Source organism: Mesorhizobium sp. M2A.F.Ca.ET.043.02.1.1, from assembly GCF_003952405.1.
Classification (GTDB): domain Bacteria; phylum Pseudomonadota; class Alphaproteobacteria; order Rhizobiales; family Rhizobiaceae; genus Mesorhizobium.
Genome location: NZ_CP034445.1, coordinates 4,657,478 through 4,682,839, shown reverse-complemented (window position 1 = coordinate 4,682,839; position 25,362 = coordinate 4,657,478). Strand labels below are relative to the sequence as shown.

General features: G+C 63.9%; 26 protein-coding genes. 17 read left to right on the top strand and 9 right to left on the bottom strand.

The features are described 5' to 3' along the window. Positions 1–165: 165 nt before the first annotated feature. The 5 genes from ccoG (at position 166) to EJ068_RS22210 (ending at position 5,449) form a co-directional block, all read left to right on the top strand. A complete protein-coding gene (ccoG, locus tag EJ068_RS22230; protein WP_127250426.1) occupies positions 166–1,725 on the top strand; it encodes a cytochrome c oxidase accessory protein CcoG in 1,560 nt (519 codons plus the stop codon). Beyond that, on the top strand, positions 1,722–2,234 hold the full coding sequence (locus EJ068_RS22225) for a FixH family protein (protein ID WP_126079233.1): 513 nt from the start codon (positions 1,722–1,724) through the stop codon (positions 2,232–2,234). Before ccoG ends, EJ068_RS22225 begins: the two co-directional genes overlap by 4 nt. Then, the gene (locus tag EJ068_RS22220; protein ID WP_127250425.1) at positions 2,231–4,516 is read left to right on the top strand and encodes a cation-translocating P-type ATPase; all 2,286 of its coding nucleotides are present in this window, start codon (positions 2,231–2,233) and stop codon (positions 4,514–4,516) included. The genes EJ068_RS22225 and EJ068_RS22220 overlap by 4 nt, the downstream gene beginning before the upstream one ends. Continuing rightward, complete coding sequence (gene ccoS, locus EJ068_RS22215) at positions 4,513–4,683, top strand: cbb3-type cytochrome oxidase assembly protein CcoS (protein ID WP_129554866.1); 171 nt, start codon at positions 4,513–4,515, stop codon at positions 4,681–4,683. The genes EJ068_RS22220 and ccoS overlap by 4 nt, the downstream gene beginning before the upstream one ends. A gap of 64 nt (positions 4,684–4,747) precedes the next feature. After that, positions 4,748–5,449 (top strand): CBS domain-containing protein, encoded by a 702-nt coding sequence (locus tag EJ068_RS22210; protein WP_127250424.1) that lies wholly within the window; start codon positions 4,748–4,750, stop codon positions 5,447–5,449. 27 nt (positions 5,450–5,476) lie between these two features. Here EJ068_RS22210 and EJ068_RS22205 read toward each other — a convergent pair whose 3' ends face one another. The 7 genes from EJ068_RS22205 to EJ068_RS22175 form a co-directional block, all read right to left on the bottom strand. Next, positions 5,477–5,689, bottom strand: a complete 213-nt coding sequence (locus tag EJ068_RS22205) for a hypothetical protein (RefSeq protein ID WP_127250423.1) — start codon at positions 5,687–5,689, stop codon at positions 5,477–5,479. A 114-nt stretch (positions 5,690–5,803) separates the two neighbouring features. Then, a complete protein-coding gene (locus tag EJ068_RS22200) occupies positions 5,804–6,064 on the bottom strand; it encodes a DUF6455 family protein (protein WP_127250422.1) in 261 nt (86 codons plus the stop codon). Positions 6,065–6,177: 113 nt separating this feature from the next. Further along, complete coding sequence (locus tag EJ068_RS22195) at positions 6,178–7,518, bottom strand: HAMP domain-containing sensor histidine kinase (protein WP_127250421.1); 1,341 nt, start codon at positions 7,516–7,518, stop codon at positions 6,178–6,180. Then, positions 7,518–8,183: a response regulator transcription factor gene (locus EJ068_RS22190; protein WP_127250420.1), complete on the bottom strand. Its 666-nt coding sequence runs from the start codon at positions 8,181–8,183 to the stop codon at positions 7,518–7,520. Before EJ068_RS22190 ends, EJ068_RS22195 begins: the two co-directional genes overlap by 1 nt. Continuing rightward, positions 8,180–8,350, bottom strand: coding sequence for a PepSY domain-containing protein (locus EJ068_RS33420; protein WP_245463486.1), 171 nt, complete (start codon positions 8,348–8,350; stop codon positions 8,180–8,182). Before EJ068_RS33420 ends, EJ068_RS22190 begins: the two co-directional genes overlap by 4 nt. A 360-nt stretch (positions 8,351–8,710) precedes the next feature. Next, the gene (mgtA, locus tag EJ068_RS22180; protein WP_127250418.1) at positions 8,711–11,389 is read right to left on the bottom strand and encodes a magnesium-translocating P-type ATPase; all 2,679 of its coding nucleotides are present in this window, start codon (positions 11,387–11,389) and stop codon (positions 8,711–8,713) included. A gap of 10 nt (positions 11,390–11,399) precedes the next feature. Then, entirely contained in the window at positions 11,400–12,209 is an 810-nt protein-coding gene (locus tag EJ068_RS22175) for a universal stress protein (RefSeq protein WP_127250417.1), read from the bottom strand. Positions 12,210–12,465: 256 nt separating this feature from the next. Here EJ068_RS22175 and EJ068_RS22170 point away from each other — a divergent pair, with 256 nt between their 5' ends. Together EJ068_RS22170 and fixJ are read left to right on the top strand one after the other, a co-directional pair. Further along, a complete protein-coding gene (locus EJ068_RS22170) occupies positions 12,466–13,953 on the top strand; it encodes a PAS domain-containing sensor histidine kinase (protein ID WP_127250444.1) in 1,488 nt (495 codons plus the stop codon). Further along, positions 13,943–14,554, top strand: a complete 612-nt coding sequence (gene fixJ, locus EJ068_RS22165) for a response regulator FixJ (protein WP_126062679.1) — start codon at positions 13,943–13,945, stop codon at positions 14,552–14,554. Before EJ068_RS22170 ends, fixJ begins: the two co-directional genes overlap by 11 nt. A 79-nt stretch (positions 14,555–14,633) precedes the next feature. Here fixJ and EJ068_RS22160 read toward each other — a convergent pair whose 3' ends face one another. Next, complete coding sequence (locus EJ068_RS22160; RefSeq protein WP_127250416.1) at positions 14,634–14,849, bottom strand: hypothetical protein; 216 nt, start codon at positions 14,847–14,849, stop codon at positions 14,634–14,636. Between the two features lie 392 nt (positions 14,850–15,241). On the opposite strand from EJ068_RS22160, the gene EJ068_RS22155 reads away from it, so the two are divergent. Continuing rightward, entirely contained in the window at positions 15,242–15,778 is a 537-nt protein-coding gene (locus tag EJ068_RS22155) for an Hsp20/alpha crystallin family protein (RefSeq protein ID WP_127250415.1), read from the top strand. Between the two features lie 68 nt (positions 15,779–15,846). Here EJ068_RS22155 and EJ068_RS22150 read toward each other — a convergent pair whose 3' ends face one another. Continuing rightward, the gene (locus tag EJ068_RS22150; RefSeq protein WP_127250414.1) at positions 15,847–16,122 is read right to left on the bottom strand and encodes a hypothetical protein; all 276 of its coding nucleotides are present in this window, start codon (positions 16,120–16,122) and stop codon (positions 15,847–15,849) included. A 135-nt stretch (positions 16,123–16,257) separates the two neighbouring features. On the opposite strand from EJ068_RS22150, the gene hemA reads away from it, so the two are divergent. The 9 genes from hemA (at position 16,258) to arcC (ending at position 25,292) form a co-directional block, all read left to right on the top strand. Beyond that, the gene (gene hemA / locus EJ068_RS22145; RefSeq protein WP_129554865.1) at positions 16,258–17,535 is read left to right on the top strand and encodes a 5-aminolevulinate synthase; all 1,278 of its coding nucleotides are present in this window, start codon (positions 16,258–16,260) and stop codon (positions 17,533–17,535) included. A 139-nt stretch (positions 17,536–17,674) separates the two neighbouring features. After that, a complete protein-coding gene (locus EJ068_RS22140; RefSeq protein WP_245463188.1) occupies positions 17,675–18,043 on the top strand; it encodes a DUF2267 domain-containing protein in 369 nt (122 codons plus the stop codon). A 2-nt stretch (positions 18,044–18,045) separates the two neighbouring features. After that, on the top strand, positions 18,046–18,747 hold the full coding sequence (locus EJ068_RS22135; RefSeq protein WP_127250934.1) for a phosphoribosyltransferase: 702 nt from the start codon (positions 18,046–18,048) through the stop codon (positions 18,745–18,747). Positions 18,748–18,758: 11 nt separating this feature from the next. Continuing rightward, positions 18,759–19,208, top strand: coding sequence for a pyridoxamine 5'-phosphate oxidase family protein (locus tag EJ068_RS22130; protein ID WP_126062684.1), 450 nt, complete (start codon positions 18,759–18,761; stop codon positions 19,206–19,208). A 92-nt stretch (positions 19,209–19,300) separates the two neighbouring features. After that, positions 19,301–20,542, top strand: a complete 1,242-nt coding sequence (locus tag EJ068_RS22125) for an MgtC/SapB family protein (RefSeq protein WP_129554864.1) — start codon at positions 19,301–19,303, stop codon at positions 20,540–20,542. 113 nt (positions 20,543–20,655) lie between these two features. After that, positions 20,656–22,125 (top strand): arginine-ornithine antiporter, encoded by a 1,470-nt coding sequence (gene arcD / locus EJ068_RS22120; protein ID WP_127250931.1) that lies wholly within the window; start codon positions 20,656–20,658, stop codon positions 22,123–22,125. Positions 22,126–22,136: 11 nt separating this feature from the next. Next, positions 22,137–23,351 carry an arginine deiminase gene (locus tag EJ068_RS22115; RefSeq protein WP_128314569.1) on the top strand — a complete coding sequence of 405 codons (1,215 nt, stop codon included), beginning with the start codon at positions 22,137–22,139 and terminating at the stop codon, positions 23,349–23,351. 11 nt (positions 23,352–23,362) lie between these two features. Beyond that, a complete protein-coding gene (gene argF / locus EJ068_RS22110; protein ID WP_127250929.1) occupies positions 23,363–24,364 on the top strand; it encodes an ornithine carbamoyltransferase in 1,002 nt (333 codons plus the stop codon). A 1-nt stretch (position 24,365) separates the two neighbouring features. After that, the gene (arcC, locus tag EJ068_RS22105) at positions 24,366–25,292 is read left to right on the top strand and encodes a carbamate kinase (RefSeq protein ID WP_127250928.1); all 927 of its coding nucleotides are present in this window, start codon (positions 24,366–24,368) and stop codon (positions 25,290–25,292) included. Positions 25,293–25,362: the final 70 nt, after the last annotated feature.

Sequence of the window (25,362 nt, the reverse complement as noted above, 5' to 3'; positions counted from 1 at the left end):
GGCCTATTCTCGGCCCTCAGCCGTTCAAGCGACGAGGCCCGGTCATGCCGGGCCTCGACTTGCTTTTTGATGGCTCAATTTGACCTGCATCAACGCGACGCGCCCGCGCGATTGCGAGATTGCCGGAAAGAAGGCGGCATCATTTCGCCGTGATTGGAGATCGTCGTGCTGGATCAGTCGCAGGTAGAACGGCTCGAGGCCGAAGCGGTCAACTCCGCGAAGACGCGACAGCCGCTCTACGCCGCGCGCAAGAAAATCTTTCCGAAGCGCGCCTCCGGTCGTTTCCGCCAGTTCAAATGGCTGGTGATGGCGATCACGCTCGGCATCTATTACCTGACCCCCTGGCTGCGCTGGGATCGGGGGCCTTTCGCTCCCGACCAAGCCGTTCTCATCGACCTGGCGAACCGCCGTTTCTACTTCTTCTTCATCGAAATCTGGCCGCAGGAATTCTACTACGTCGCCGGCCTTCTGATGATGGCGGGCGTCGGTCTTTTCCTGATCACATCGACGGTCGGGCGAGCCTGGTGCGGCTATACCTGCCCGCAAACCGTCTGGGTCGACCTGTTCCTTGTCGTCGAACGCGCAATTGAAGGCGATCGCAATGCCCGCATGAAGCTGGATGCCGCTCCCTGGAGCGGCCGCAAGCTCTTCCTGCGCGTATCCAAGCACACCATCTGGCTTGTCATTGCTGTGGCCACCGGCGGCGCCTGGATCTTCTACTTCGCCGATGCGCCGAAGCTGCTCGGCGAGGTCGTCACCGGCACGGCGGCGCCCATCGCCTATGCCACGATCGCGGTGCTCACCGGCACCACCTATGTGCTCGGCGGGCTGATGCGCGAGCAGGTCTGCACCTATATGTGCCCGTGGCCCCGCATCCAGGCGGCCATGCTCGACGAAAACTCGCTGACGGTGACGTACAACGACTGGCGCGGCGAGCCGCGCTCGCGCCACGCCAAGAAGGCCTCGGCCGCCGGGCAATCGGTCGGCGACTGCGTCGACTGCAACGCCTGTGTCGCGGTCTGCCCCATGGGAATCGACATCCGCGACGGCCAGCAGCTGGAATGCATCACCTGCGCGCTTTGCATCGACGCCTGCGACAGCGTCATGGACAAGCTCGGCCGGGAACGCGGGCTGATCTCCTACGCGACGCTGGCTGACTACAACGCCAACATGGCGTTGGCTACCTCCGCGGGCACCGGCCCGGTCAATCCGGCGCTGGTGAGGACGCCGAGCGGCAGCTTCGCCAACGGCTTGGCACACTTCCACCTGGGCAAGATCTTCCGGTTGCGCACCTACATCTATCTCGGCGTGTGGTCGGCGATCGGCCTGGTGCTCGTCTATTCGCTGCTCACGCGCGAACGGCTGGAGCTCAACGTCCTGCATGATCGCAATCCGCAGTTCGTGACGCTCTCGGACGGCTCGATCCGCAACGGCTATACGGTCAAGCTGCTCAACATGATACCCGAGCCGAGGACGGTCGAGATCACGCTGCACGGCCTCGACGGCGGTGAGATGAGCATCGTGGGCATCGACCAGCCGGCGAGCCGCTCCTTCTCCATCCCGGTCGAGCCCGACCGGCTGAAGACGCTGAAGGTCTTCGTCCGGCAACCGGCCGATCAGATCAGGAAGCCGGCGCAGAGTTTCGAATTCCGCATCGACGACACGGCAAGTTCCGAAACCGCCGAATACACTGCAACTTTCAATGCCCCGGAGAACAGCAGATGAGCGCCGAAATGCCGAAGCCGCGCGAGTTCACCGGCAAGCATATGTTGGTCTCCATTCTGGCGTTCTTCGCGGTGGTGATCGGGGTCAATGTCACCATGGCCACGCTTGCCCAGAAGAGCTGGACCGGCCTCGTCGTCGAGAACACCTATGTCGCAAGCCAGCAGTTCAACGAAGAAGCCAGGAAAGGCAGGGCGCAGGCGGCGCTGGGCTGGACAGGCAAGCTGAGCGTCGCTTCCGGCGAGGTCCGTTACAGCCTTGTCGACAGCCAGGGCAAGCCGGTGCCGCTGCGCGGCGTCAAGGTGCTGTTCCGCCACCCGGCCTACGAGGCCGAGGACGAAGCCCTGACACTTGCCGCGGTGGCCGGCACTGCCGGGAACGCGGACGCATTTGCTGTCCGGCACACGCCCAGGAATGGCGTCTGGATCGTGGAGATCGATGCGGATGCCGGGCTGGCTTCACCGTTCCGCGACGTCCGCCGTGTCATGATCTCAAATGGAGCCCTGCAATGAGCTGCTGCGCGCCTGGGGCTGAAATGGCGTTGGAGGTCGCTGGCGCGACATCCGCATCGCCGTCGAGCGAGGAGATCAAGTTGGCCAGCCGCTCCCTGGGCGGCGACATCCACCAGACCGACCTATCGGTGCCGACGGTTCACTGCGGAGCTTGCATCCAGGCGATCGAGGCGGCGCTCGGCTCGGTCGAGAACGTCGCCTCCGCTCGCGTCAACCTGTCGACGAAGCGTGTGTCGGTCCGCTGGCGCGGCGACATCGTCCCGCCATTCTTCGCCGTGCTCGGCCGGCTCGGCTATCAGGCGCACCTGTTCGACCCGGAAATTCACGAGAAGGACAGGACGCTCTCGGAGCTGATCCGCGCCGTCGCCGTGGCGGGCTTCGCGGCCGGCAATATCATGCTGCTCTCGGTATCGGTCTGGTCCGGCGCGGAAGGCCCGACACGCGATCTGTTCCATTGGCTGTCCGCGCTGATCGCCATCCCGGCGCTCGCCTTCGCCGGCGGGATCTACTTCCGCTCGGCTGCGAACGCGCTGCGCCATGGCCGCATGAACATGGACGTGCCGATCGCGGTGGGCGTTTCCCTCGCCTACACGATGAGCCTCTACGAGACCATCAATCACGGCGAGCACGCCTATTTCGACGCCTCGGTGTCGCTGCTCTTCTTCCTGCTGATCGGGCGCACGCTGGATCACGTGATGCGCGAGCGGGCGCGAACCGCGGTCAATGGCCTGTCGCGGCTTGCCGCGCGAGGGGCAGTGGTCCTGCGGGACGACGGAATACGCGAATACGTGCCCGTCGCCGAACTCGCTCGGGGAATGCGCCTGCTCATTGCGGCCGGCGAGCGGATCCCGGTCGACGGCGATATCGTCAGCGGGAATTCCGACCTCGATTGCTCGATCGTCTCCGGCGAGAGCGCGCCGAAAGCCGTGAGCGCCGGCACGCACGTCCAGGCCGGCACGCTGAACTTGACGGGTCCGCTGACGATGCAGGCTCGCGCCGCAGCGAAGGATTCCTTCCTGGCGGAAATGATCCGGCTGATGGAAGCCGCCGAGGGTAGCCGCTCGCGCTACAGGCGGATCGCCGACCGGGTATCGGCACTCTACGCACCTGTGGTCCATCTGGCGGCCTTCGTCACCTTCCTCGGCTGGATGGTTGCGTCCGGCGATTGGCACCGCGCCATGACCATCGCGATCGCCGTGCTCATCATCACCTGCCCGTGCGCGCTCGGCCTCGCGGTTCCGATCGTCCAGGTGGTGGCGGCCCGGCGCCTGTTCGAGGCCGGCGTCATGGTCAAGGACGGTTCGGCGATGGAGCGTCTCGCGGCGATCGACGCGGCTGTGTTCGACAAGACCGGGACGCTCACTCTGGGGCTGCCCAGGCTCGTCAACGCGGCGTCGATCGATCCGGCCATGCTGGCGATCGCGGCAGACCTGGCGGCGCATTCCCGGCACCCGTTCTCGAAGGCGCTGGCGGCCTATGGCAGCCTTCGCGATCGAACCCAATTCGACCGCGTGCAGGAGGAGCCGGGCTTCGGCATCGAAGCGTCCGCGGGCGGCGATATCTGGCGCCTTGGCCGGCTCGGCTGGGCCGGATGGAAGGCCCGCACCGGCGGTGAAGGGCGATATGGCGGCCTTGGCGGCACGGTCCTCGCGAAGAATGGCAGGATCGTCGCATGCTTCGCCTTCGAGGATGCCACGCGCGCCGATGCGAAGGCGACGGTGGAACGGTTGAAGGACGCCGGCATCTCGGTCGAGATGCTTTCCGGCGACACCGCGAGAGCCTGCGGCGAGGCGGCGGGAGCCTTGGGCATCGAGAATTTCGTGCCGGCCCTGCTGCCTTCGGGCAAGGTCGAGAGGATCGAGGCGCTGGCCCGCGCCGGTCACAAGGTGCTGATGGTGGGCGACGGCCTCAACGACACGCCGGCGCTCGGCGCCGCGCATGTCTCGATGGCTCCGGCGACCGCGGCTGACATCGGCCGCCAGGCCGCGGATTTCGTCTTCCTGCGCGAGAGCCTGCTGGCGGTGCCGCTCGCCCTGGATGTCTCGCGCAAGGCCGGCCGGCTCATCCGCCAGAACATCGCGATCGCGATCATCTACAACGCGTTCGCCGTGCCGATTGCCATCCTCGGACATGTGACGCCGCTGATTGCGGCGATCGCGATGAGCGCTTCCTCGCTGATCGTGATCGCAAATGCGATGCGGCTTCAGACGACGGCGAAAGCGGCTCCTGAAGCCGCTCCCGCCAGGCGCCGCAGCGACGCCATCGAAGCGGCGCACCCATGACCATGCTCGTCTATCTCATTCCAGTGGCCCTGTTCCTCGGCGCTCTCGGTCTGTCCGGCTTCCTGTGGGCCTTGCGCAGTGGCCAATACGAGGATCTCGACGGAGCCGCCGAGCGGATACTGATCGAACCCGATACGCGAGACAAGGAAGCCCCGCGATCAAACTGACGTAGATCAAGGCGGCGTTGCTGCCGACGTCCGAGAGTAAGGCTGACGATAGCGGGAGACTTCGATGCAGGCTCGGGACATCATGACGACGCCGGTGGTCACAATCGCCACCTCTGCCTCGGTCGCCGAAGCGGCCGATCTGATGCTGACCAGGAACATCCGCTGCCTGCCGGTCGTGGGAGACGACGGATCGCTGGCTGGCATCATCAGCGAAGGCGATTTCCTGCGCCGGGGCGAACTTGGCACCAGGCGGGCGCGGCCTCGCTGGCTGGAGTTTCTTGCCGGTCCAGGCAAGCTCGCCGACGAGTATGTCCGTTCGAGCGGCCGCCGGGTGGCCGAGGTCATGACCGCCGGCGTCGTTTCGGCAGCGCCAGGCGCTTCGCTTGCCGAGGTCGTCGAGCTCATGGCAACCCACGACATCAAGAATGTGCCTGTCCTTGACGCGGATAAGATCGTCGGCATCGTCAGCCGCTCCGATCTGATGCGCATCATGCTCCGCACTCTGCCCAAATCAGGTTCTGCGACTGTCGACGACGAGGTCATCCGCAGGAACATTCTTGCCGAGCTGCGGGGGCAGTCCTGGAGCGTCGGCGGCGACCTTATCGGCGTCACCGTCGACAAGGGAGACGTTGAGCTGAGCGGCGCCATCTTCGACGAACGCCAGCGAAAAGCTGCCGTGGTTGCGGCCGAGAACGTTGCCGGGGTCAAGAAGGTCACGGACAAGCTCTTTTGCGCCGGGCCATTCTCGGTGGTGCTTGTCTCCTGAAGACCGTCGCGCTTCCGGCGCACGCACTCAAATCGCGGACAACGGCATCAGGGGGCGAACCAGCAGCAGCGCAAAGACAATGAGCGCCGCGCCGGCGATGGCGTCGGCCATCCTCTTGCCGCCGCTCAACCGCCCGCCCAGCAGCAGCCATATCGATCCGGTCAGTGCCTTGATCACGAGCAGCGCCATCCAGGCGATGCCCAGCGCGGCCGCCTCGATGTCCATCGGCACGATGGCCACGCAATAGATGAACGCCTTCGGGTTGAGGGCATCACAGGAGCCGCCTGTTAGTCGGCCGGGTAGCCAGGGCGGCTCACGGCGGCAACCGATCAAGGCCGCGGCCTCGGCGCTCGATCAACGGATAGACTGCAAACGCGCAATCAAGTCGCCATTGCGGCAATAGGCCGGCGGGTGATCCGCATGCTCGGTTTCGTCGAGCCAGGCCGCGCATTCGTCCTGGTGGCCGCAGGAGCGGCACCGGTCCACGGCGCGATTGGTGACGGCGACGTGATCGGCCACGACCCGCAGCTGCCGGTCGACGCCCGTTTTCTGCATCATGCGTCCCATCAAGGCAATTCTGGCGTCAACGCCCATCAGATAATCGAGAAAGCTCATCTCGCTACACTCCTCAGACGGCAAATCATTGCCATCTCAGGCGGCATGCGACGTTGATCTCGATCAAGGAGCGCTGTCCATTTCGTGGAATTGCTTCGCCAGACGGGCGCCGCTCAAGCATGCCATGGCAGGTGGATGGTCACCGCCAGACCGGAGTTGGCATTGGCCATTTCGAGACGGCCGCCATAGGCTTCGACGATATCCGAAACGATCGCCAGGCCGAGGCCGTTGCCGCCGCCCTTGCTGTCGAGCTGAACGCCACGCACCAGAGCGGCGTGCAGGGCGGCCTCGGGAATGCCCGGCCCATCATCGACGACCTTGATGATCACCTCGCCAGCGCTTGCCGATGCGCTCACATGAACCGCGGAGCTTGCGAAACGCGTCGCGTTCTCCACCAGATTGCCGAGAATCTCGGAAAGATCGCCCTCGTCGACGGGCGCGATGAAATCCTCGGCGGCATCGATGACGAATGAGAGCTGCTTGCCCCTCGGCGTGCGCTTGACGACCGCGACCACGCCACTCGCCACCTCACGGACAAGGCAAGCGGCATCGCCCGAAACACCAGGCGCCAGACGAGCGCGTGCCAACTCCCGCTCGACATGACGGCGAATCGCGCTCGCGCTCTTCTCGATTTCGTCGGCAAGCTCGCTTTCGCCCTTCTTGCGCAGGGTCCGGATGTCGGCGGACAGGACCTGCAGCGGCGTCTTGAGGCCATGCGCAAGGTCGGTGGCACGCGAGCGCGCCCGAGAGAGGGCTTTCTCCTGGGCGTCGAGCAGGCGGTTGATCTCGTCGGCGAGTGGCTGCACTTCGCTCGGCGCGGCCACGTCCAACCGTGCCGTCCGCTGCGCGATCACGTTCTTGACGGCGATCCTCAGGCTTTCCAGCGGCGCCAGGCCGACGGTGATCTGGATGAAGAAAGCTCCCATCAGGGCGGAGGCCAGCACAACGAGGGCCGGCGCAAGGTCACGGACGTACTCGCCAACGGAAACTTCCACATTGCGATGGTCTTCCGCCACCACGGCGCGAAAGGCCCGCCCGTCCGCATCGGTGATCGTGCGAATGACGGCGACGGTGAGCTCGCCGCCGGGCCCCTTGAGTTCTTCCTTCCGCAACTCGCCATTGCCTGCCTGTTTGGGCAGGGCCAGCGTTGCATCCCACAATGAGCGCGACCGAACGAGGCTGTGGGTGGCCAGGTCTTCCACTTGCCAGTAGTGGCCGGACAGCGGATTGGAGAAGCGTTGGTCGGCCAGCGTGGACGCCACAAACAGACGGCCATCGGCCGTGAAGCTCGTCGCGGCGATCAGTTCGTTGAGATCGTCCGTCAGCTCACTGACAACACGCCTCTCGACGTTCAGTTCGAACAGATAGCGAAGACCGACACCGGCGATGGCAAGGGCGATGACGATCGATATCGCCGCAGCCGACCAGAGCCTGAAACGGATCGAATTGCGCATCAATCCGGCCCGTCGGGGACAAAGTAACCGAAACCGCGACGCGTCTCGATGATCTTGCTGCCAAGCTTGCGCCGCAGACGCGCGACGATGACCTCGATTGTGTTGGGATCGCGTTCGTTGTCGGAACTGTACAGATGCTCGGCAAGCTCGGTTGATGCGACCACACGGCCGGCATGATGCATCAGGAACGCGAGAAGCCGATATTCGAGCGGCGAAAGCGCCACCGGAACGCCGCGAAGCGAGATGCGCATCTGGCACGTGTCGAGCAGCAAAGGGCCTGATTTCAGCACTGGTGCTGCCTGCCCGCTCGAGCGGCGCAGGATGGCTCGCAGCCGCGCCAGCAGTTCCTCCATTTCAAAAGGTTTCGGGAGATAGTCGTCGGCGCCGGCGTTGATCCCTTCGACGCGCTCGGTCCACAGCCCCCTCGCCGTCAGGATGAGGACGGGAAAGCGACGGCCATTTGCGCGCCAGCGCTTCAGCACCGTGAGGCCGTCGAGCTTCGGCAGGCCGAGGTCGAGAATCGCCGCGTCGTAGTTCTCGACATCGCCCGCAAACCAGGCCGCTGCACCATTGTCCACGATGTCGACAGCCATGCCCGAGGCCTTCAGGACCGCCGCGATGTCGGCCGCGATGCGCGGTTCGTCTTCAGCCACGAGGATCTTCATCTGTGGCCTTCATCACCCTTGACACCGCCCACCTCGGCATCGACGTCAACGATCCGGCGCCTGCCGTCGGCGGCGACCACCTGGAACCGATAGATCCATTTGCCTTCGGCACGAATGAGATCGACCGAAACAATCTCGCCGGGAGCCTTGGCGCGCACGATGGCCATGATGTCGGCAAGACCCTCGATTTCGCCGCGCTCATGGAGATCGCGCGCCCGATCATGATCATCGTCGTCATCCTGCGCCCGGACGGCCGACGGCAAGGCCATCACAAGCGCGGCCACGCCCAGAGCTGCCAGGCTCATCGATACGGTTTTCATGGAAGGGAGCTGTCGCATGCGGAAGCTGTCAAACCGCTGTCAATCATCGTCAGCTGGCGGCAAGGGCCGCATATCAAGGGCCATCGCGCCCGATGACAGGTTTTCGTTGCTCGACCTCGATCCGCCGCCATACAGGAAGCGCGCTCTTCCACTTCTAGACCGGTGCGAGTGGCGCCCAGCGGCGGTCATCGAGCTGCCTCCCCCAGCTTAACTCGCGGCGCGGCCCGGTCTGGTCGTGGCTCGATCCAGATGCGGGCCGGTCGCTTTCCGTCTGCGCTTGCCGCGGCTGCCATGGGCGTAGAGCCAGCTCTTGGTGACCTCCGACACAAGCACGTACAGCGCGGTGATCGCGAGCAACCCGGCCAGCACCGGTCCTGCCAGAGGCACAAATCCGAACCAGCTGGCGAACGGGGCAAAGGGGATGGCGATGGAGATGATGCCGACGCCTAGGGTCAGGCCCGCGAGCAAATGGCTGGGACGGCTGCGCCACAGCCTTTTGTGGGTCCGCACGACGAGCACAATGGCAAGTTCGGTGAGCACGGATTCCACGAACCACGCGGTCTGAAACGTGGCCGCCGTGGCGTGAACGACCAGAAGAAGGAAAGCGAAGGTCGCAAAGTCGAACAGGGAGCTCACCAGCCCGAAGCTCACCATGAAGCGCCTGACGAAACGGATGTCCCAGTGACGCGGCCTGCGCACCTGTTCGGCATCGACATTGTCACCCGCGATCGCCAGAGCCGGGATGTCGGAGAGGAAATTGTTCAGCAGGATCTGCTTTGCCAGCAGCGGCAGGAACGGCAGGTAGAGCGAGGCCGCCGCCATGCTGATCATGTTGCCGAAATTGGCGCTGGTCGTGATGGAGATGTATTTCATCGTGTTGGCGAAGGTCTTTCGGCCGTCATCGACACCCCGCACCAGCACGCCCAGGTCGCGCTTCAGCAAGATAATGTCCGCAGCCTCGCGCGCGACATCCACGGCGGTATCGACCGAGATGCCGATATCTGCTTCGTGAAGCGCCGGCGCGTCGTTGATGCCGTCGCCAAGATAGCCGACGACGTGGCCGCTCCGGCGCAGCGCCTCGACAATCCGCTCCTTCTGGTTCGGATCGATCTCCACGAAGAGATCGGTATGGCGCACACTGGCGAGAAGCCCATTCTTCGTCAGTTTCGACAGGTCTTCGCCGGTCATGATCCTGGCGGACCGGAGGCCCACAGCCTCGGCCAGGTGCGCGGTGACATAGCGGTTGTCGCCGGAAATCACCTTTACGCCAATGCCGCGGTCGGTAAGCGCCGACAGCGTTCTCCGCACCCCCTCTTTCGGCGGATCGAGAAAGAGCAGGAAGCCCGCGAATGCCATTCCGGTTTCGTCGTCACGGCTGAAGCCAGCCTTGCCCTGAAATCTCCGGGTCGCCAGGCCGAGAACGCGATATCCTTGCGCGCTGCAGCGCCTGAATTTCTCGTCGATCGCCTGGCGCTCCGCCGCGCCAAGGGGTGTCAAGCCGTGCGGACCTTGAACGAAGCCACACGCCTCGACGACATTCTGAACGGCTCCCTTGGTGATGAGGATCTGTTCGCGCGAGCTGTCCTGCGCGGCGACGGACAACCGCTTGCGGACAAAATCGTAGGGGATCTCGTCGATCTTGATAAAACCGGACAGATCCTCGTGGTCATGCGGCGCACTCGCAATTGCCTCGTCCAGGGGATTCTTCAGCCCCGTCTGCAAGGTCGCGTTCAGCAGCGCCCAAAGCAGGACGTCCTTCGAAGCGGTGCCCTCGACATCGAACGATCCATCGAGGTGAATGACGCCCTCCGTCAGCGTTCCTGTCTTGTCGGTGCAGAGCAGGTCCATGCTGCCGAGATTCTCGATCGCGTCGAGGCGACGCACGATGACGCCGCTGGCCGCCATCGTGCGCGCGCCTTTAGCCAGGGTGACGCTGATGATTGCTGGAAGCAGTTCAGGCGTCAGGCCGACAGCGAGGGCAAGCGAAAACAAAAGAGATTCGATCAGTGGCCGGTTGAGCATCACATTGGCGAAGAACACCATGATGACGATCGCAAGCATGATCTCGGTCATCAGATATCCGAACATTCTGATGCCTCGGGCGAACTCGGTTTCCGGGATCCGCCGCTCCAAGGCTTCGGCGATCGACGCGAACTCGGTCCGCGCTCCCGTGGCGACGGCAAGCACCTTTGCCGTTCCGCTGCGAACCGAGGTGCCGGTGAACACGGCATTGGTCCGTTGCGCGATGCCGGCTTCAGGCGCGGAGCGGCCGGCGGATTTCACGACGGGAAAGGTTTCGCCGGTCAGGACGGATTCGCTGACGTTGAAATCCCGCGACTCCAGGACGACGCCATCGACGGGGATGAGATTTCCCGCCGACAAGCAGACGACGTCGCCAGGAACGATGTTCTCGACATCGACAGTCCGTTCGAAGCTGTCCCGAAGCACGGTGGCCTTGCGGGAGATGCGCTGCTGCAGCGCCTCCATGGCACGAGAGGCGCCATATTCCTGGGTGAAGCTGAGGATACAGCTGGCGAGCACAATCGCGCCGATGATCGCTGCCTCATGACCTTCGCCGACGAACACCGACACGGCGGCGGCGAAGACCAAGATCAGGACCAGCGGGCTGCGAAACTGGCGCGCGAGCACAGCCAACGCCGATCGGTTCGACCGAGGCACCAGGGCGTTTCGTCCGAATTTGGCAAGCCGGGCCGCCGCATCCGCGCTCAGCAGTCCGGAAGTGGAGGTCTCCAGTTGTCCGACCAGCCGATCTGCTTCAAGCGACCAGTAGGCCTGCTTGGCGATGTCGGGCGCGCGGCCGGTCGACTGCAGTTCGGCGGGCCGGACTGCCGCCCGTTCCGTCGGATCGGCTCCACCGGTCACCATGGCCGACCGATCAGTTCGACAACAGGCGATTGATATTGCCCTCGCCGATGAGCGTGCGTGTGACGCCGCCGAAGGCCCATTCCCGCAGCCGGCTGTGACCATAGGCGCCGGAGACGATCAGATCGGCGTGGATTGAGCGCGCGAACGCTACCAGCCTGTCGCCATCCGCTTCGCCGGCGATCACTTCGGTTCGCGCCATGACGCCATGCTGCTCCAGAAAGACCGCGACGTCGGCGGGGCTGTTTCGCACATCTTCTCCGGACTCGGTTTCCATCGTGGCGACGACCACTTCGTTGGCTTTCGCCAGAAACGGCAAGGAATCGGACAAGGCCCTTCGCGCTTCCCGGCTGTCCTTCCAGGCGACAAGGACGGTCTTGCCCAGGAGATGCTCGGCATTGCCCGCCGTGACCAGCACGGGGCGACCGGCGCCAAGCACGAGGCTACCGACATCGACGGCACGGAAGACATCCTCCCCGCCCTCGGCGGTCACGATGAGATCGGCCGAGCGGGCCGCAAGGCCGAGGGCGCGGGTCGGTCGGCAAATGTATTGCGTCCATTCGCTGCTGACCGAGCCAGGGACGAGCTCCTCGAAGATATCGCGCAATTCGGCAAGGCGCTTCTCGATCTCGGTGCGCTGGACCTGCATAACCTCGCCTTCGTAGACCAGGCCCTCTCCTGTGGACACCAAAGGCGGGACGTCCGCGGCGGCAAGGCCGACGAGGTGGGCATCGAAGCGCTGCGCCAGTTCCGCCGCCAGCTTCACGACCGGCGCGGGGTCTGTATCAACGGCCAGATTGACGATTATCGTTTTATAGGACATGCAGGCACCTCGCTCGGAACGCGGAATGCTCTGTCACTTGCATTGTGCGAGCTTGGGGCGCCTTGATACAGATCAAATCGTCACAGCGGCGCCGCTGTTTGGCGGGCAGAATGATGCGTGCTAAATCGTCGGCCGCTGCTGTTTCTCGATCCGGAGACCGCTCGTGAGCAAGACGGAACAAGGCCGGCCAGAAGCAGCCAAGCCATCGCCGCTGGCCGCCCTCGATATCTTGCCGGAACACGAGCTTCTCGCCCTGATGTTCGACCAGGCTCCGGGCTTCATAGCCTTGCTCAGCGAGCCGGACCACGTCTTTCAGCTGACCAATGCCGCGTTTCAGCACTTGATCGGCCAGCGGCAGGTTATCGGCAAATCGTTTCGCGCGGCCTTGCCCGAGCTTGAGGGCCAGGGATTCTACGAATTGCTCGATCGCGTCTGCGAAACCGGCGAGCCTTATGTCGGCCGCAACGCCAAGATCGTCCTGCGCAACGATGAAACCGGCCTTGCGGAGGAGCGTATCCTCGATTTCGTCTACCAGCCCGTGAGGGCAAGGGATGGCCGGATCACCGCAATCTTCATTCAGGGCACCGACGTCAGCGATCTGTCATTCGCCAACGCCGCGCTGCTGCTGCGCGAGGATCACCTGCGTTCGATCCTGGCGACGGTACCCGATGCGATGATCGTCATCGACGAAGGCGCCAACATCCAATCCTTCAGCACGGCGGCCGAGATATTGTTTGGCTACAAGGCCGGCGAGGTCATCGGCCGAAACGTCAAGATGCTGATGCCCCCGCCGTACCGGGAGGAGCACGACACATACCTGCAGCGTTACCTGACAACGGGAGAACGCCGCATTATCGGACTCGGTCGAACGGTAACCGGGATGCGCAAGGACGGATCGACCTTTCCGATGGAACTCTCCGTCGGGGAAATGCATCCCGGAACAGGCCGTTTCTTCACCGGCTTCTGCCGCGACCTGACGGAGCGCCACAGGACGGAAGCCAGGATGCAGGAGCAGCAGCAGGAGCTGCTTCACATGGCGCGTTTCACCGCCCTTGGCGAAATGGCCTCCACATTGGCGCATGAGATTAACCAGCCTCTGACGGCGATCACGAACTATCTCAAGGGCAGCCGCCGTCTGCTCGAGAAAAGCAGGGACGATAACGCCGCAATGTTGCGGGAAGCCGTCGAAAGGGCCGCCGAACAGGCGTTGCGCGCCGGCGACGTCATCCGCCGTCTAAGGGACTTTGTCGCCAGGGGGGAAAGCGAGCGTCAGGTCGAACGCCTGTCGGCGCTCATCGAGGATGCTTCATCGCTGGCCCTGGTCGGCGCCAGGGAAGCGGATGTACGCGTCAGTTACGATCTCGATCCGTCGGCCGAACTGGTCTTGACCGACCGAATCCAGATCGAGCAGGTATTGCTGAACCTGATGAGAAACGCCGTGGAGGCCATGCAAGGCGCGCCACGGCGTGAATTGCACGTCGTTACCAATGCGCGCCAAGACGCGATGGTGGAGATCGGCGTGATCGACACCGGCCCGGGGCTGGCGCCCGAGGTTTCAGCCCAGCTTTTCCAGCCCTTCGTGACCACCAAGAAGCAGGGAATGGGGGTGGGTCTGTCCATTTGTCGCACTATCGTCGAGTCGCATGGTGGTCATATTTGGGCCGAGTCGATGCCCGGCGGAGGAACGGCATTTCGGTTCACCTTGCGTGCCGTAGAAAAGGACGAGGTTGCCCGTGGCCAATGATGTCGTTCATGTCGTCGATGATGACGTCGATGTCCGCAAGTCGCTGGGTTTCCTTCTTGCGACAGCCGACTTTGCCGTGCGCCTGCATGAGTCGGCGACCGCATTCCTGGCACCGGAACCGAAGGAGATCGACGGCTGCATCGTCACCGATGTGCGTATGCCCGGCATTGACGGCATCGAGTTCCTGCGGCAGCTGAAGGCGCGCGGCCTGAATGCGCCGGTGATCGTGATGACAGGTCATGCTGACGTCGCCCTCGCCGTGCAGGCGATGAAGGAGGGCGCTGCCGATTTCATCGAGAAGCCATTCGACGATCAGGTGCTCATCGATGCCATTCGTTCCGCCCTGGACCACCGCAGCCAGCCGATCGCGGCGCACCCGCAATCAGCCGGGATTCGAAAGAACCTTGCGACGCTGTCGGAGCGGGAGCGCCAGGTGCTCGACGGCCTTGTCTCGGGACTGCCGAACAAGACGATTGCCTATGATCTCGGGATCAGTCCGCGGACCGTTGAAATCCATCGCGCCAATGTCATGAGCAAAATGGGCGCCAGCAGCCTCTCGCATCTGGTGCGCATGGCCTTGATCGCCGATCCGAAGAGCTGAAGCGGATTGAAGCGAAGCGGTTCAAGTCCTTGTTTCCGCTGCATGCCGCCCTGAAAAGCTACACGCCAGAGGGCGCGCATCAGTGCGGATTCTGCAGGAAGCCAAGCTGGTGCTCCTCCGGATTCCAGACACGCCAGTGGGTCGGACGGATGTCGACCCGCGCCCCGGTCGCGACATTCTTCCAGCCCACCGGCGCCTTCTCGCAAGGGAACACGAGCGCGTGCACGCCATCGTCGTCGATGACGGCCAGTTCGAGGTTGCGGCCGGGTGGCGCGCTTGCGATCGGATTCCACATTCGGCCAGTGTGATCGAAGATTCGCCTCGCGCTTTGATTTGAGTCAGATTTTCCGGCCAGGAGGCCTCTTGGCGCGAACGGGGGTCATTGAACGAGCGTGGTTCAGGCTCTTTGACCCCAAACGTTCCTTCTTGCGGCTTGTTTGACGCGGATCAACGATGGCTGCTCATACCGGTGCTTTGATGCCGGCCTCGACAGGTCGCGCATGAATTGCAGTGCGGTCGCGTGGACCCCGTGTCAAACGCGGACGTCGCGAAGCAGATGGGTCAGTTCAGCGAGGATGCCTGTCGAGCAGGTCCGCCGACCTCTCTCTGGCGCGTGCTGGAATACCTGCGGTGAAAGAGCGGAGGCGGCGGCACTTGTTGCCCAATCGACCTTCAAGGAGAAAAGCCATGGCTGAGGCCGCTACCAAACTGCCCGTGAGAACCGAGAAGAACGTTCCCGCCCGATCGGATAACTGGGCGGGACCTTTCGAGAGCCTGCGACGCGAAATCGACCGGCTTTTCGATGACTTTCATCCCTTCGATTTCCATCTGCCCGCCACCCGTTCGCTCTTCGGCACGGACTTGCCCGCGAAATTGCGCGGTGAGTGGCCGGTGGCGCCGGCGATGGACCTGGTGGAAAAGGCCGATGCGTATGAGATCACGGCGGAACTGCCGGGCATCGACGAAAAGAACGTCGACATCAAGCTCGCCAACAACGTGCTGACGATCAAGGGCGAGAAGAAGGAAGAAAAAGAGGAAAAGGAGAAGGACTACTATCTCTCGGAGCGCCGCTACGGCTCCTTCCAGCGCTCGTTCCGGCTGCCCGAAGGTGTAAACGCCGACAAGATCGACGCCAGTTTCACCAAGGGCATTCTCACTGTGAAGCTGCCCAAGACGGCCGAAGCGCAGAAGGCCGAGAAGAAGATCACCGTCAAGGCTGCCTGAAGCCACGGATGGTCATTTCCTCAGTGCATCGGGCCGGTGCACTGAGGAGCCTTCCCCACAATCAGGCCTCATTTCTTTGGATCCGAAGGTTTCCCTGCGGCCTCGGCTTGATGCTCCGCGATTTCGAGCTTCTGCCTCTCGCGTGCAAGCAGGTTCTCGATCACCTGCCGCTTCTGCGGGTCGGATTCCGCGGCAAGCAAGTCTTCGAAATGGGCAATATTAGCCCGTGCAATGAACCGGTCCACGACTACCCTCAATGCAGGCTCTTCATCATTCCTACTCCAAATATCGCAGTCATCCACTTTTTTGTGAAGCACAAGCCCGCTGGATGAAGCCGCCTCCATTCACATTGTCTCGATCGCCAGAGGCATCCCGGAATTGACATAGCTCAAAGTGAGGTCCGCGCATGCCTCGTATGGTGTCGGCCAGGTAGGTCAACGCGCTACCCAATACGGATTTAGGCTGCACAGGAGCTCGACATGAATTACCAGCGGTTTTTCGAGGATGCGATCGACCAGCTCCACGCGGAGCGGCGCTACCGCGTCTTCGCCGACCTCGAGCGCATGGTGGGCAAGTTCCCGCGCGCCATCTGGCGTTCCAACGGCCGCGCCCAGGAAATCACCGTCTGGTGCTCCAACGACTATCTCGGCATGGGCCAGAACGAGGATGTGATTGCCGCCTTCCAGAGAGTGGCCGGCAAGATGGGCTCGGGCGCCGGCGGCACCCGCAACATCTCCGGCACCTCCAACCCGCTGGTCGAGCTGGAGCGGGAGCTCGCCGACCTGCATGACAAGGAGGCAGGGCTCGTCTTCACCTCCGGCTTCGTCTCCAACGAGGCCTCGATCTCGACCATCGCCCGGCTTTTGCCCAACAGCCTGGTGCTCTCCGACGAGCTCAACCATGCCTCGATGATCGAGGGCGTGCGCCGCTCCGGCGCGGAAAAGAAGATCTTCCGCCACAACGACGTCGCGCATCTGGAAAGCCTGCTGCAGGCGGCGGGGCGCGAGCGCGCCAAGCTGATCGTGTTCGAGAGCGTCTATTCAATGGACGGCGACATCGCGCCGATCCGGCAGATCGTCGACCTGGCCGAGCGCTACAACGCCATGACCTATATCGACGAGGTGCATGCGGTGGGCATGTACGGACCGCGCGGCGGCGGCATCACCGAACGCGAGGGCCTTGCCGACCGCATCGACATCATCGAGGGAACGCTGGCCAAGGCCTTCGGCACGCTGGGCGGCTACATCACCGGCACCAGTGCGGTGATTGACGCGGTGCGCTCCTATGCGCCGGGCTTCATCTTCACCACCGCGCTGCCGCCGGCGATCGCGGCCGCCGCCACCACCTCGATCCGCCACCTGAAGCGCTCGCAGGCCGAGCGCGACGCGCAGCAGCGCCAGGCGGCGCGCACCAAGCAGGTGCTTGCCGCCGCAGGCCTGCCGGTGATGGAATCGGCCACCCATATCGTGCCGGTGCTGGTCGGCGATCCCGAGCTTTGCAAGATGGCGAGCGACCGGCTGCTTGGCGTGCACGGCATCTACATCCAGCCGATCAACTATCCGACGGTGCCGCGCGGCACCGAGCGGCTGCGCATCACGCCGACGCCGTTCCATTCGGACGCGCTGATCGCCGAATTGCAGGACGCGCTGGTCGAGACCTGGGATGCGCTGGGCATCCCCTATGCCGGTTCAGGCCGCCCCGCCGTCGCCAGGACCGATCGGATCATTCCGCTGCTGGTGAACAAGGCAGGCGGCTGAAATCCGGGACGTTGAACTTATCCGGAGCAATGCGCAATTCCCAGCAAGGGAGAACCAAAACAGTCGAAGGATGAGGAGGATGACACACGCAGTTTCACACACTTCGATCACACATGCCGCCGAGCAGACGCAGCAATGGGTGAACGAGCTTGCCAGGGACCTGGATTGGAATGAGCAAAGCGCATTTCGCCTGCTGAAAGCGGTCCTGCATGCCTTGCGCGACTGGCTTTCGCCGGAGGAAATGGCCGACCTGTCGGCCCAGTTGCCGACGCTGATCAGAGGCATCTATTTCGAAGGGTGGAACCCGGCCGAACCGACGTGGGAACGCAAAAAGAGCGACTTCGTCATTTGCGTCCCCAACAGCTTTGGCTACGAGCCGGAGGTCGACACCGACAAGGCGATCGTAGCGGTGTTCAGGCTTCTCGACCGGCATATTTCCCACGGTGAGATCGTCCAGGTCCGAAACTCGATGAAGAAGTCACTGCGCCACCTGTGGCCGGAGGAATGACGATGTTTCGCGATCGCCAGGAGGCGGGGCAGAAGCTCGGAGCATCGCTGGACCTGCTTCAGCTGAAGGACCCGATTGTGCTCGCCTTGCCGCGAGGCGGCGTCCCTGTGGCTGCCGAGGTAGCCAAGGCCCTCAAGGCGCCGCTGGACCTCGTGATCGTTCGAAAGGTCGGAGCGCCGGGCAATCCGGAACTGGCCGTGGCCGCCATCGTGGACGGCGAGCCTCCCGACGTCGTTCTCAACCGGGAAATCGTGGAGGCATACGCCCTCGATGACGGCGCGCTTCGTGTCCTGATCGCGCAGGAGCGCCCCGAACTGGAACGGCGACGGGCGGTATATCGTGGGAAAGACCTGCCCCTGTCGGTGGCGGGCAAAACGGTGATCGTCGTTGACGACGGGGCGGCGACCGGAACGACGATGAAGGTCGCCATTCGCGCGTTGAAGCGACGTTCGCCGCGCAAGATCATCGTCGCTCTTCCCGTGGCGCCGGTGGACACCGCGGACGAGCTCTCGCAGGAAGCGGATTTGATCTGCCTCAATCAGCCTGCACGTTTTCGGGCGCTGAGCTATTATTACGGCAACTTCCCGCAGCTCTCCGACAACGAGGTTCTGGATCTCATGGCCCTCGCCCGCGGAAATGCCGACGAAAGAAGGCGCTCCGGCCAGCACACCGCGAAAAGATCGCGGCGCGAGACCGATAGCTAGGAGTCCCGCCGATGCAGATCCGCGCTTTGTCCACTCTGGAATGCACCAAACTGCTGACGGCCAATCGCGCCGGCCGGCTGGCCTGCGCGAAGGACGGGCGGCCCTACGTCGTTCCGTTCCATTACGCGCATGCGGACAACCACCTCTATGCCTTCTCCCTGCCGGGCAAGAAGATCGACTGGATGCGCGCCAATCCGCTCGTGTCCGTGCAGGTCGACGCCCCCGGCACGGGTCACGGTTGGAAAAGCGTCATCGTCACCGGCCGTTATGAAGAACTTCCCGATCGGATCGGACACGAGGCGCAGCGTGACCATGCATGGTTCGTGCTGAGCAAGCACTTCGACTGGTGGGAGCCAGGCGCGCTCAAGCCGGCCGCAGCCTCGGATCTGGAGCATCTGCCCCACGTGTTCTTCCGCGTCTCCATCGCCGAAGTTTCGGGCCGCGAAGCGTTGGAGAGCTAGCCTTACATGGCGAGGCCGAGGCGGAAGCCGCGCCAAGACGACCGCTGGCCAAAGCGGCTGGCAGCGTATGCAGCCAATCTGAGGTAGCCGCCATGGACACGCTCATTGCCCGGCTCGGGGTCGCCTTGGCAATAGGCCTGCTTGTCGGGTTGGAACGCGGCTGGAGAGAGCGCGATGCGCCCGACCGCAGCCGGACAGCCGGCATTCGCACCTTCGGCATCGCCGGGCTTCTCGGCGGCCTGGTTGCGGCATTGGCCGACGCGCTCAACGCAATTTCGGTGCTGGTTGCAGGCTTCCTCGCCTTCGCTGGCATTTTCGCCTGGTACAAGGCACGCGAAGCCGCGCATGACGAGGATTTCAGCGTCACAACCGTTATCGCGGGCCTCGCCGTCTTTACGCTTGGCGCGCTCTGCGTGGCAGGCGATTTTCGCGTTGCCGCCTCGGGAGGCGCAGCGCTCGCGGCGCTCCTCGCCAGCCGCGAAATCCTGCACGGGCTTCTGAAACGTCTGACCTGGATCGAGCTTCGCTCGGCACTGGTCCTGGCGGTGATGACCGCCATAATCCTGCCCCTGCTGCCGGACCGTCCATTTGACCCATGGGGCGGCTTCAACCCGCGGGAGATCTGGCTCCTGACGGTGCTGATGGCCTCGATTTCCTTCGCCGGTTATGTCGCGGCGCGCGTCCTCGGAAACGCCCGCGGTCTGATTGTGAGCGCGCTCGCCGGCGCCGTGGTCTCATCGACCGCCGTCACCCTGTCACTGGCCCGTACGGCCAATCGGTCGGACAATTCCTTGTCCTTCGCCGGCGCGGCTTCCCTGGCCGCTATGATCTCAATCTTGCGTGTCTGCCTCGTGGTTTTGATACTGGCGCCGGTGACCGCTTACATCGCCATACCCGCGCTCGCAGCCGCGCTGACACTCGGCGTCTGCGGAACGATTGCGCTGGCAATTCGCGGCAGCAAGCCAGAGAGCCCCGGCGCGACGCGCAATCCGTTCGAACTGGTGCCGTTGCTGATCTTTGCGCTGCTGTTCGCGGGCGCCTCGACAGCGAGCGCCGCGTTGGCCTTCCAATTCAAGGAACAAGGCCTGCTGGCGAGTTCCGCGATCGCGGGCGCCTTTGATGTCGACGCTTCGGTGCTCAGCGCCATACGGCTGATCAAGCAGTCGATGCCGATCGAAACCGTTGGACATGCGGTGCTGACAGCGCTGGTGGCCAACGCAATCGGGCGCCTGTTCCTGGCCGTATTCGCGGGTCCGGTGAGATTCTGGTTGCCCCTGGCCGGCATGACCTTGACCGCCGCTGCCGTGGGCTACGGCGCCATGCTGCTTCGGTAGGGTTGTTGCGGCCGTGACGCTCGCGCTGGGATCATTCTGATTTGACCCGTGTCAAAGCTGCCGGCCCGCTTTCCTGTTGAATGCCCCCATCATTGCAAAGGTGGGAGGGCCTCATGGCCACAACAGACATCAACGTCCCTATTCGGGAAAGAACTGCGATCCCGGCTTCGGCGAAGCTCCGGCTGGGGTCGCTGACCGCGCTCGTCATCGGCTCCATGGTCGGCTCGGGCGTCTTCAGCCTGCCGCAGAACATGGCGGCCGGCGCCGGTCCGCTCGCGATCCTGATCGGTTGGGCCATCACGGCTGTCGGCATGCTTGCGCTGGTGTTTGTCTACCAGTCGCTGGCGGTGCGCCGTCCCGACCTCGACGCCGGCCCCTATGCCTATGCCAAGGCCGGCTTCGGTCCGTTCGTAGGCTTCAACAGTGCCTGGGGCTACTGGATCAGCGCATGGGTCGGCAACGTCTCCTACGCGGTGATCGTTTTCAGCGCACTGTCCTATTTCTTCCCCGCCTTCGGTGACGGAAACACGTGGCAGGCAGTGCTCGGTGCATCGATCCTGCTGTGGCTCATCCATGTTCTGATCCTTGCGGGCATCCGTCAGGCGGCGGTCGTCAACACCATCGTGACCGTGGCCAAGATCGCGCCTGTCGTCCTGTTCGTCGGGATCGTCGCCGTCGCGTTCAAGCTTAATGTCTGGACACTCGACTTCACCGGGCTCGGCAACGCCTCGCTCGGCACCATCGCCGCCCAGGTCAAGAGCACGATGCTGGTGACGCTGTGGGTGTTCATCGGCATCGAAGGCGCCAGCGTTTTCTCCGCCCGGGCGGAGCGCCGCAAGGACATTGCGACGGCAACTGTGCTCGGCTTCTTCACCTGCCTCGCGCTCTATGCGCTGGTCTCGCTGCTTTCGCTCGGCATCCTGAGCCAGCCCGAACTTGCCGCCCTGAAGAACCCGTCGATGGCGGGCGTGCTCGAGGCGGTCGTCGGACCCTGGGGCGCCGTGCTCATCAATCTCGCGCTCGTCATCTCGGTCATCGGCGCCTTCCTGAGCTGGACGCTGCTTGCGGCGGAGGTTCCGCATGTGGCCGGAAAGGACGGGACCCTGCCGAAGTTCTTCGGCCGGGAAAGCGAGCGCGGCGTTCCTTCGACGTCGCTGCTGATCACCAACCTGCTCGTCCAGGCCTTCCTGGTGATCACGCTCTTTGCTCAGAGCACCTACCAGGCGCTCTTCTACATCGCTTCGACGGCGATCCTCGTGCCTTACATTTTCTCCGGAGCCTTCGCCGCGAAACTGGCATTGACCGGAGAAAGCTACCAAGGCGGCGAAGGGCGCACCGGACCGCTCGTCGCCGGCGTGCTGGCAACGATCTTCGGGCTGTGGCTCGTCTATGCGGCGGGGCCTGCGTACCTGTTCATGTGCGCGATCCTCTATGCCCCGGGCATCATCTTCTACGTATGGGCTCGCCGCGAGGGCAAACAGCGTGTCTTCCACCCGATGGAAGCCGTCATCGCCGTCGCGCTCGTCGCAGTCGCAATCCTTGCCGTCTACGAGATGTGGACCGGCGCTGTCAGCGCGCTTTGAGAGGCCGTACAATGACAAATCTGGGAGTGCATTCGGAGGTCGGCCGCCTGCGCGAGGTCATGGTCCACAGGCCGGATCTCAGCCTGCGCAGGCTAACGCCGGATAACTGCAAGGCGCTGCTGTTCGACGACGTGTTGTGGGTGAAGCGGGCGCGCCAGGAACACGACGTCTTCGTCGACGCGTTGCGCGAGCGTGGCGTGGTGGTGCATTCGTTCGGCGAGCTGCTTGCCGAGACAATGGCCATCGGCAAGGCCCGCGACTGGCTTCTCGACCGCCGGGTGCATGCCGGCGTGGTCGGCCTCGACATGGTCGACGAGATGCGTGGCTGGCTGAACGAAATGTCGGCCGGCCTGCTGGCAACCTGTCTGGTCGGTGGCATTGCGCGCGCCGAACTGCCGTTCGAGCCCAAGGGCCTGACCGGAAGGACGCTCGCGCCGCAGGATTTCGTGCTGCCGCCGCTTCCCAACCAGCTGTTCACCCGCGACAGCTCCTGCTGGATCTACCGCTCCGTGTCGGCCAACCCGATGTATTGGCCGGCCAGGCGGCCGGAGGCGGCCAATGTCGAGGCTGTCTATCGCTTCCATCCAAGGTTCCGCGACAGCGGCATCCCGTTCGTTTCTCCCCAGGCCGGAACGGGCGTCAGCCTCGAAGGCGGCGACGTCATGCCTGTCGGCGGAGGCGTCGTTCTGGTCGGTATGGGCGAGCGCACCACGCCGCAAGCGGTCGGCGATCTTGCGCGAAGCCTGTTCGCCGCCGGAGAGGCCACGCGCGTGATTGCGGCTCTGATGCCGCGCGACCGTTCCTTCATGCATCTTGACACCGTCTTCACCTTCTGCGACCGCGACCTCGCGACCATGTATCCGCCCGTGGTCGAAAGGCTGCGCACCTTCTCGATCCGGCCGGGAGACGGCGATGCGGCGGTCGAGGTCAGGGAGGAGAAGGAGCCCTTCATATCAGTTGTCGCGGAGGCTCTCGGGCTGAAATCGCTGCGGATCATCGCCACTGGCGGCGACCGCTACGAGGCCGAGCGCGAGCAGTGGGACGACGGCAACAACGTCGTCGCCGTCGAGCCGGGCGTCGTCATCGGCTACGACCGCAACGTCTACACCAACACGCTTCTGCGCCGGGCGGGAGTCGAGGTGATCACCGTCGAGGGTGCCGAGCTCAGCCGCGGCCGCGGTGGCGGCCATTGCATGACCTGCCCCATCGCCCGAGACCCGCTCTGAAAGGACCCCCAATGTCGATCAAACTTCATGGACGCTCGGTGCTCTCGCTGGACGATCTTTCGGCGGACGAGATCCGCTTCCTGCTGAAGCTGGCCGCCGATCTGAAGGCAGCCAAGCAGGCCGGGCACGAGATACCGCGCCTCGTTCGCAAGAACATCGCGCTCATCTTTGAAAAGGACTCGACCCGCACCCGGACGGGATTCGAAGTGGCCGCCTACGATCAGGGCGCCCACGTCACCTATTTCGGCCCAAGCGGCAGCCATATCGGGCACAAGGAGTCCATGAAGGACACCGCGCGCGTGCTCGGCCGCATGTATGATGCGATCGAATATCGCGGCTTTGCGCAACATCAGGCCGAGCTGCTTGCCACGCATGCCGGCGTGCCCGTCTACAACGGCCTGACCAATGAAGCGCACCCGACGCAAATCCTCGCCGATTTCATGACCATGCGTGAATTCACGCACAAGCATCTGTCCGACATGACGGTCGCCTTCGTCGGCGAGGGGCGGGACAATGTCGCGCTATCCCTGGCGGTGGGCGCCGCCAAGGTCGGCATCGACATGCGTATCGCTTCACCCAAGGAGCTCTGGCCGGACGGCGAGTTCTGCGCCCATGTCAGAACCCTGGCGGAGCGCAGCGGTGGCCGCTTCAGGCTGGACGAAGATGTGAAGAGCTGCGTCGAAGGCGCCGACTTCATCTACACCGATGTCTGGCTCTCCATGGGTGAGGACAAGTCGGCCTGGGCCGAGCGTATCCGCCTGCTGACGCCCTATCGGGTGACGAGCGAGGTGATGTCGGCCAGCGGCAATCCGCACGTGAAATTCATGCATTGCCTGCCGGCGTTCCACGATACCGAGACCGAGGTCGGCGCCTCTGTCTCGCGCGAATTCGGCATCGACTGCATGGAGGTCACCGATCAGGTCTTCGAATCGGGCGCGTCGATCGTGTTCGACCAGGCGGAGAACCGCATGCACACGATCAAGGCGCTGCTCGTCGCCACGATCGGCAATTGAGATGCTGATCGTAGCGGCTCTCGGCGGGAACGCGCTGTTGCGGCGCGGCGAGCCCATGACCGCCGAAAATCAGCGCGGCAATGTCAAGCATGCGGCATCCGCCCTGGCGGCGCTTATCGGCCAGGGCCATTCGCTCGTCATCACGCATGGCAATGGCCCGCAGGTCGGCCTGCTGGCGCTCCAGTCGGCGGCCTCGACCGACGGCGCTTTCCCGCTCGACGTGCTCGGCGCCGAAAGCGCCGGCATGATCGGCTACATGATCGAGCAGGAACTTGCCAACCTTATCAGCCAGAGGCTGTTCGCGACATTGCTGACACAGGTGAAGGTCGACCCGGGCGACCCCGCCTTCGCCCATCCGACAAAACCGATCGGCCCCGTCTATGACGAGGCGACGGCGCGACGGCTCGTGGGCGAGCGCGGTTGGACCGTTGCGCCTGACGGCGACAAATGGCGCCGTGTCGTGCCCTCGCCGCGGCCTCTCGATATCTTGGAAGTGTCGGTGATCTCCTATCTGGTCGAGCAGGGCGTCGTCGTCATCTGCACGGGTGGTGGAGGTGTCCCGGTCATCGCCCGCGACGATGGCAGCATGATTGGCGTCGAAGCCGTCATCGACAAAGACCTGGCAAGCTCGCTTGTGGCGCGTCAATTGAAGGCTGACATGCTGCTGATGCTGACGGATGTCGATGCGGTTTATGCCGGCTTCGGTACGCCGCAGGCCCGCGCGCTCCGGCACGTTGCCACGACAGAGATATCGGGACGGAATTTTCCGGCCGGATCCATGGGGCCGAAGGTGGGTGCCGCGATCGAGTTCGCCGAAGCAACGGGCAAGCCTGCCGCGATCGGCAAGCTCGAAGATGCCCTGGCAATCGTCAGGGGCGAGCGCGGTACCTGGTTGGAAGCCCCGGCCAAGGAACTGCAAAATAGCTGATCGCGGTGTACTTGCGCACCGCGAGTCCGCTATGTTGAACGTGCCCAATGTCGGCGTGCCGAAGGGATCA

What these genes read in the sequence shown, in the direction of transcription:
- EJ068_RS22135 (WP_127250934.1), top strand. Translation starts at nt 18,046, where the DNA reads ATGTTTCGCGATCGCCAGGAGGCGGGGCAGAAGCTCGGAGCATCGCTG.
- EJ068_RS22210 (WP_127250424.1), top strand. Translation starts at nt 4,748, where the DNA reads ATGCAGGCTCGGGACATCATGACGACGCCGGTGGTCACAATCGCCACC.
- EJ068_RS22200 (WP_127250422.1), bottom strand. Translation starts at nt 6,064, where the DNA reads ATGAGCTTTCTCGATTATCTGATGGGCGTTGACGCCAGAATTGCCTTG.
- argF (WP_127250929.1), top strand. Translation starts at nt 23,363, where the DNA reads ATGTCGATCAAACTTCATGGACGCTCGGTGCTCTCGCTGGACGATCTT.
- EJ068_RS22125 (WP_129554864.1), top strand. Translation starts at nt 19,301, where the DNA reads ATGGACACGCTCATTGCCCGGCTCGGGGTCGCCTTGGCAATAGGCCTG.
- EJ068_RS22130 (WP_126062684.1), top strand. Translation starts at nt 18,759, where the DNA reads ATGCAGATCCGCGCTTTGTCCACTCTGGAATGCACCAAACTGCTGACG.
- EJ068_RS22220 (WP_127250425.1), top strand. Translation starts at nt 2,231, where the DNA reads ATGAGCTGCTGCGCGCCTGGGGCTGAAATGGCGTTGGAGGTCGCTGGC.
- hemA (WP_129554865.1), top strand. Translation starts at nt 16,258, where the DNA reads ATGAATTACCAGCGGTTTTTCGAGGATGCGATCGACCAGCTCCACGCG.
- ccoS (WP_129554866.1), top strand. Translation starts at nt 4,513, where the DNA reads ATGACCATGCTCGTCTATCTCATTCCAGTGGCCCTGTTCCTCGGCGCT.
- EJ068_RS33420 (WP_245463486.1), bottom strand. Translation starts at nt 8,350, where the DNA reads ATGGCCATCGTGCGCGCCAAGGCTCCCGGCGAGATTGTTTCGGTCGAT.
- EJ068_RS22175 (WP_127250417.1), bottom strand. Translation starts at nt 12,209, where the DNA reads ATGTCCTATAAAACGATAATCGTCAATCTGGCCGTTGATACAGACCCC.
- EJ068_RS22190 (WP_127250420.1), bottom strand. Translation starts at nt 8,183, where the DNA reads ATGAAGATCCTCGTGGCTGAAGACGAACCGCGCATCGCGGCCGACATC.
- EJ068_RS22225 (WP_126079233.1), top strand. Translation starts at nt 1,722, where the DNA reads ATGAGCGCCGAAATGCCGAAGCCGCGCGAGTTCACCGGCAAGCATATG.
- EJ068_RS22115 (WP_128314569.1), top strand. Translation starts at nt 22,137, where the DNA reads ATGACAAATCTGGGAGTGCATTCGGAGGTCGGCCGCCTGCGCGAGGTC.
- mgtA (WP_127250418.1), bottom strand. Translation starts at nt 11,389, where the DNA reads ATGGTGACCGGTGGAGCCGATCCGACGGAACGGGCGGCAGTCCGGCCC.
- EJ068_RS22170 (WP_127250444.1), top strand. Translation starts at nt 12,466, where the DNA reads ATGTTCGACCAGGCTCCGGGCTTCATAGCCTTGCTCAGCGAGCCGGAC.
- EJ068_RS22160 (WP_127250416.1), bottom strand. Translation starts at nt 14,849, where the DNA reads ATGTGGAATCCGATCGCAAGCGCGCCACCCGGCCGCAACCTCGAACTG.
- arcC (WP_127250928.1), top strand. Translation starts at nt 24,366, where the DNA reads ATGCTGATCGTAGCGGCTCTCGGCGGGAACGCGCTGTTGCGGCGCGGC.
- EJ068_RS22195 (WP_127250421.1), bottom strand. Translation starts at nt 7,518, where the DNA reads ATGCGCAATTCGATCCGTTTCAGGCTCTGGTCGGCTGCGGCGATATCG.
- arcD (WP_127250931.1), top strand. Translation starts at nt 20,656, where the DNA reads ATGGCCACAACAGACATCAACGTCCCTATTCGGGAAAGAACTGCGATC.
- EJ068_RS22155 (WP_127250415.1), top strand. Translation starts at nt 15,242, where the DNA reads ATGGCTGAGGCCGCTACCAAACTGCCCGTGAGAACCGAGAAGAACGTT.
- EJ068_RS22150 (WP_127250414.1), bottom strand. Translation starts at nt 16,122, where the DNA reads ATGGAGGCGGCTTCATCCAGCGGGCTTGTGCTTCACAAAAAAGTGGAT.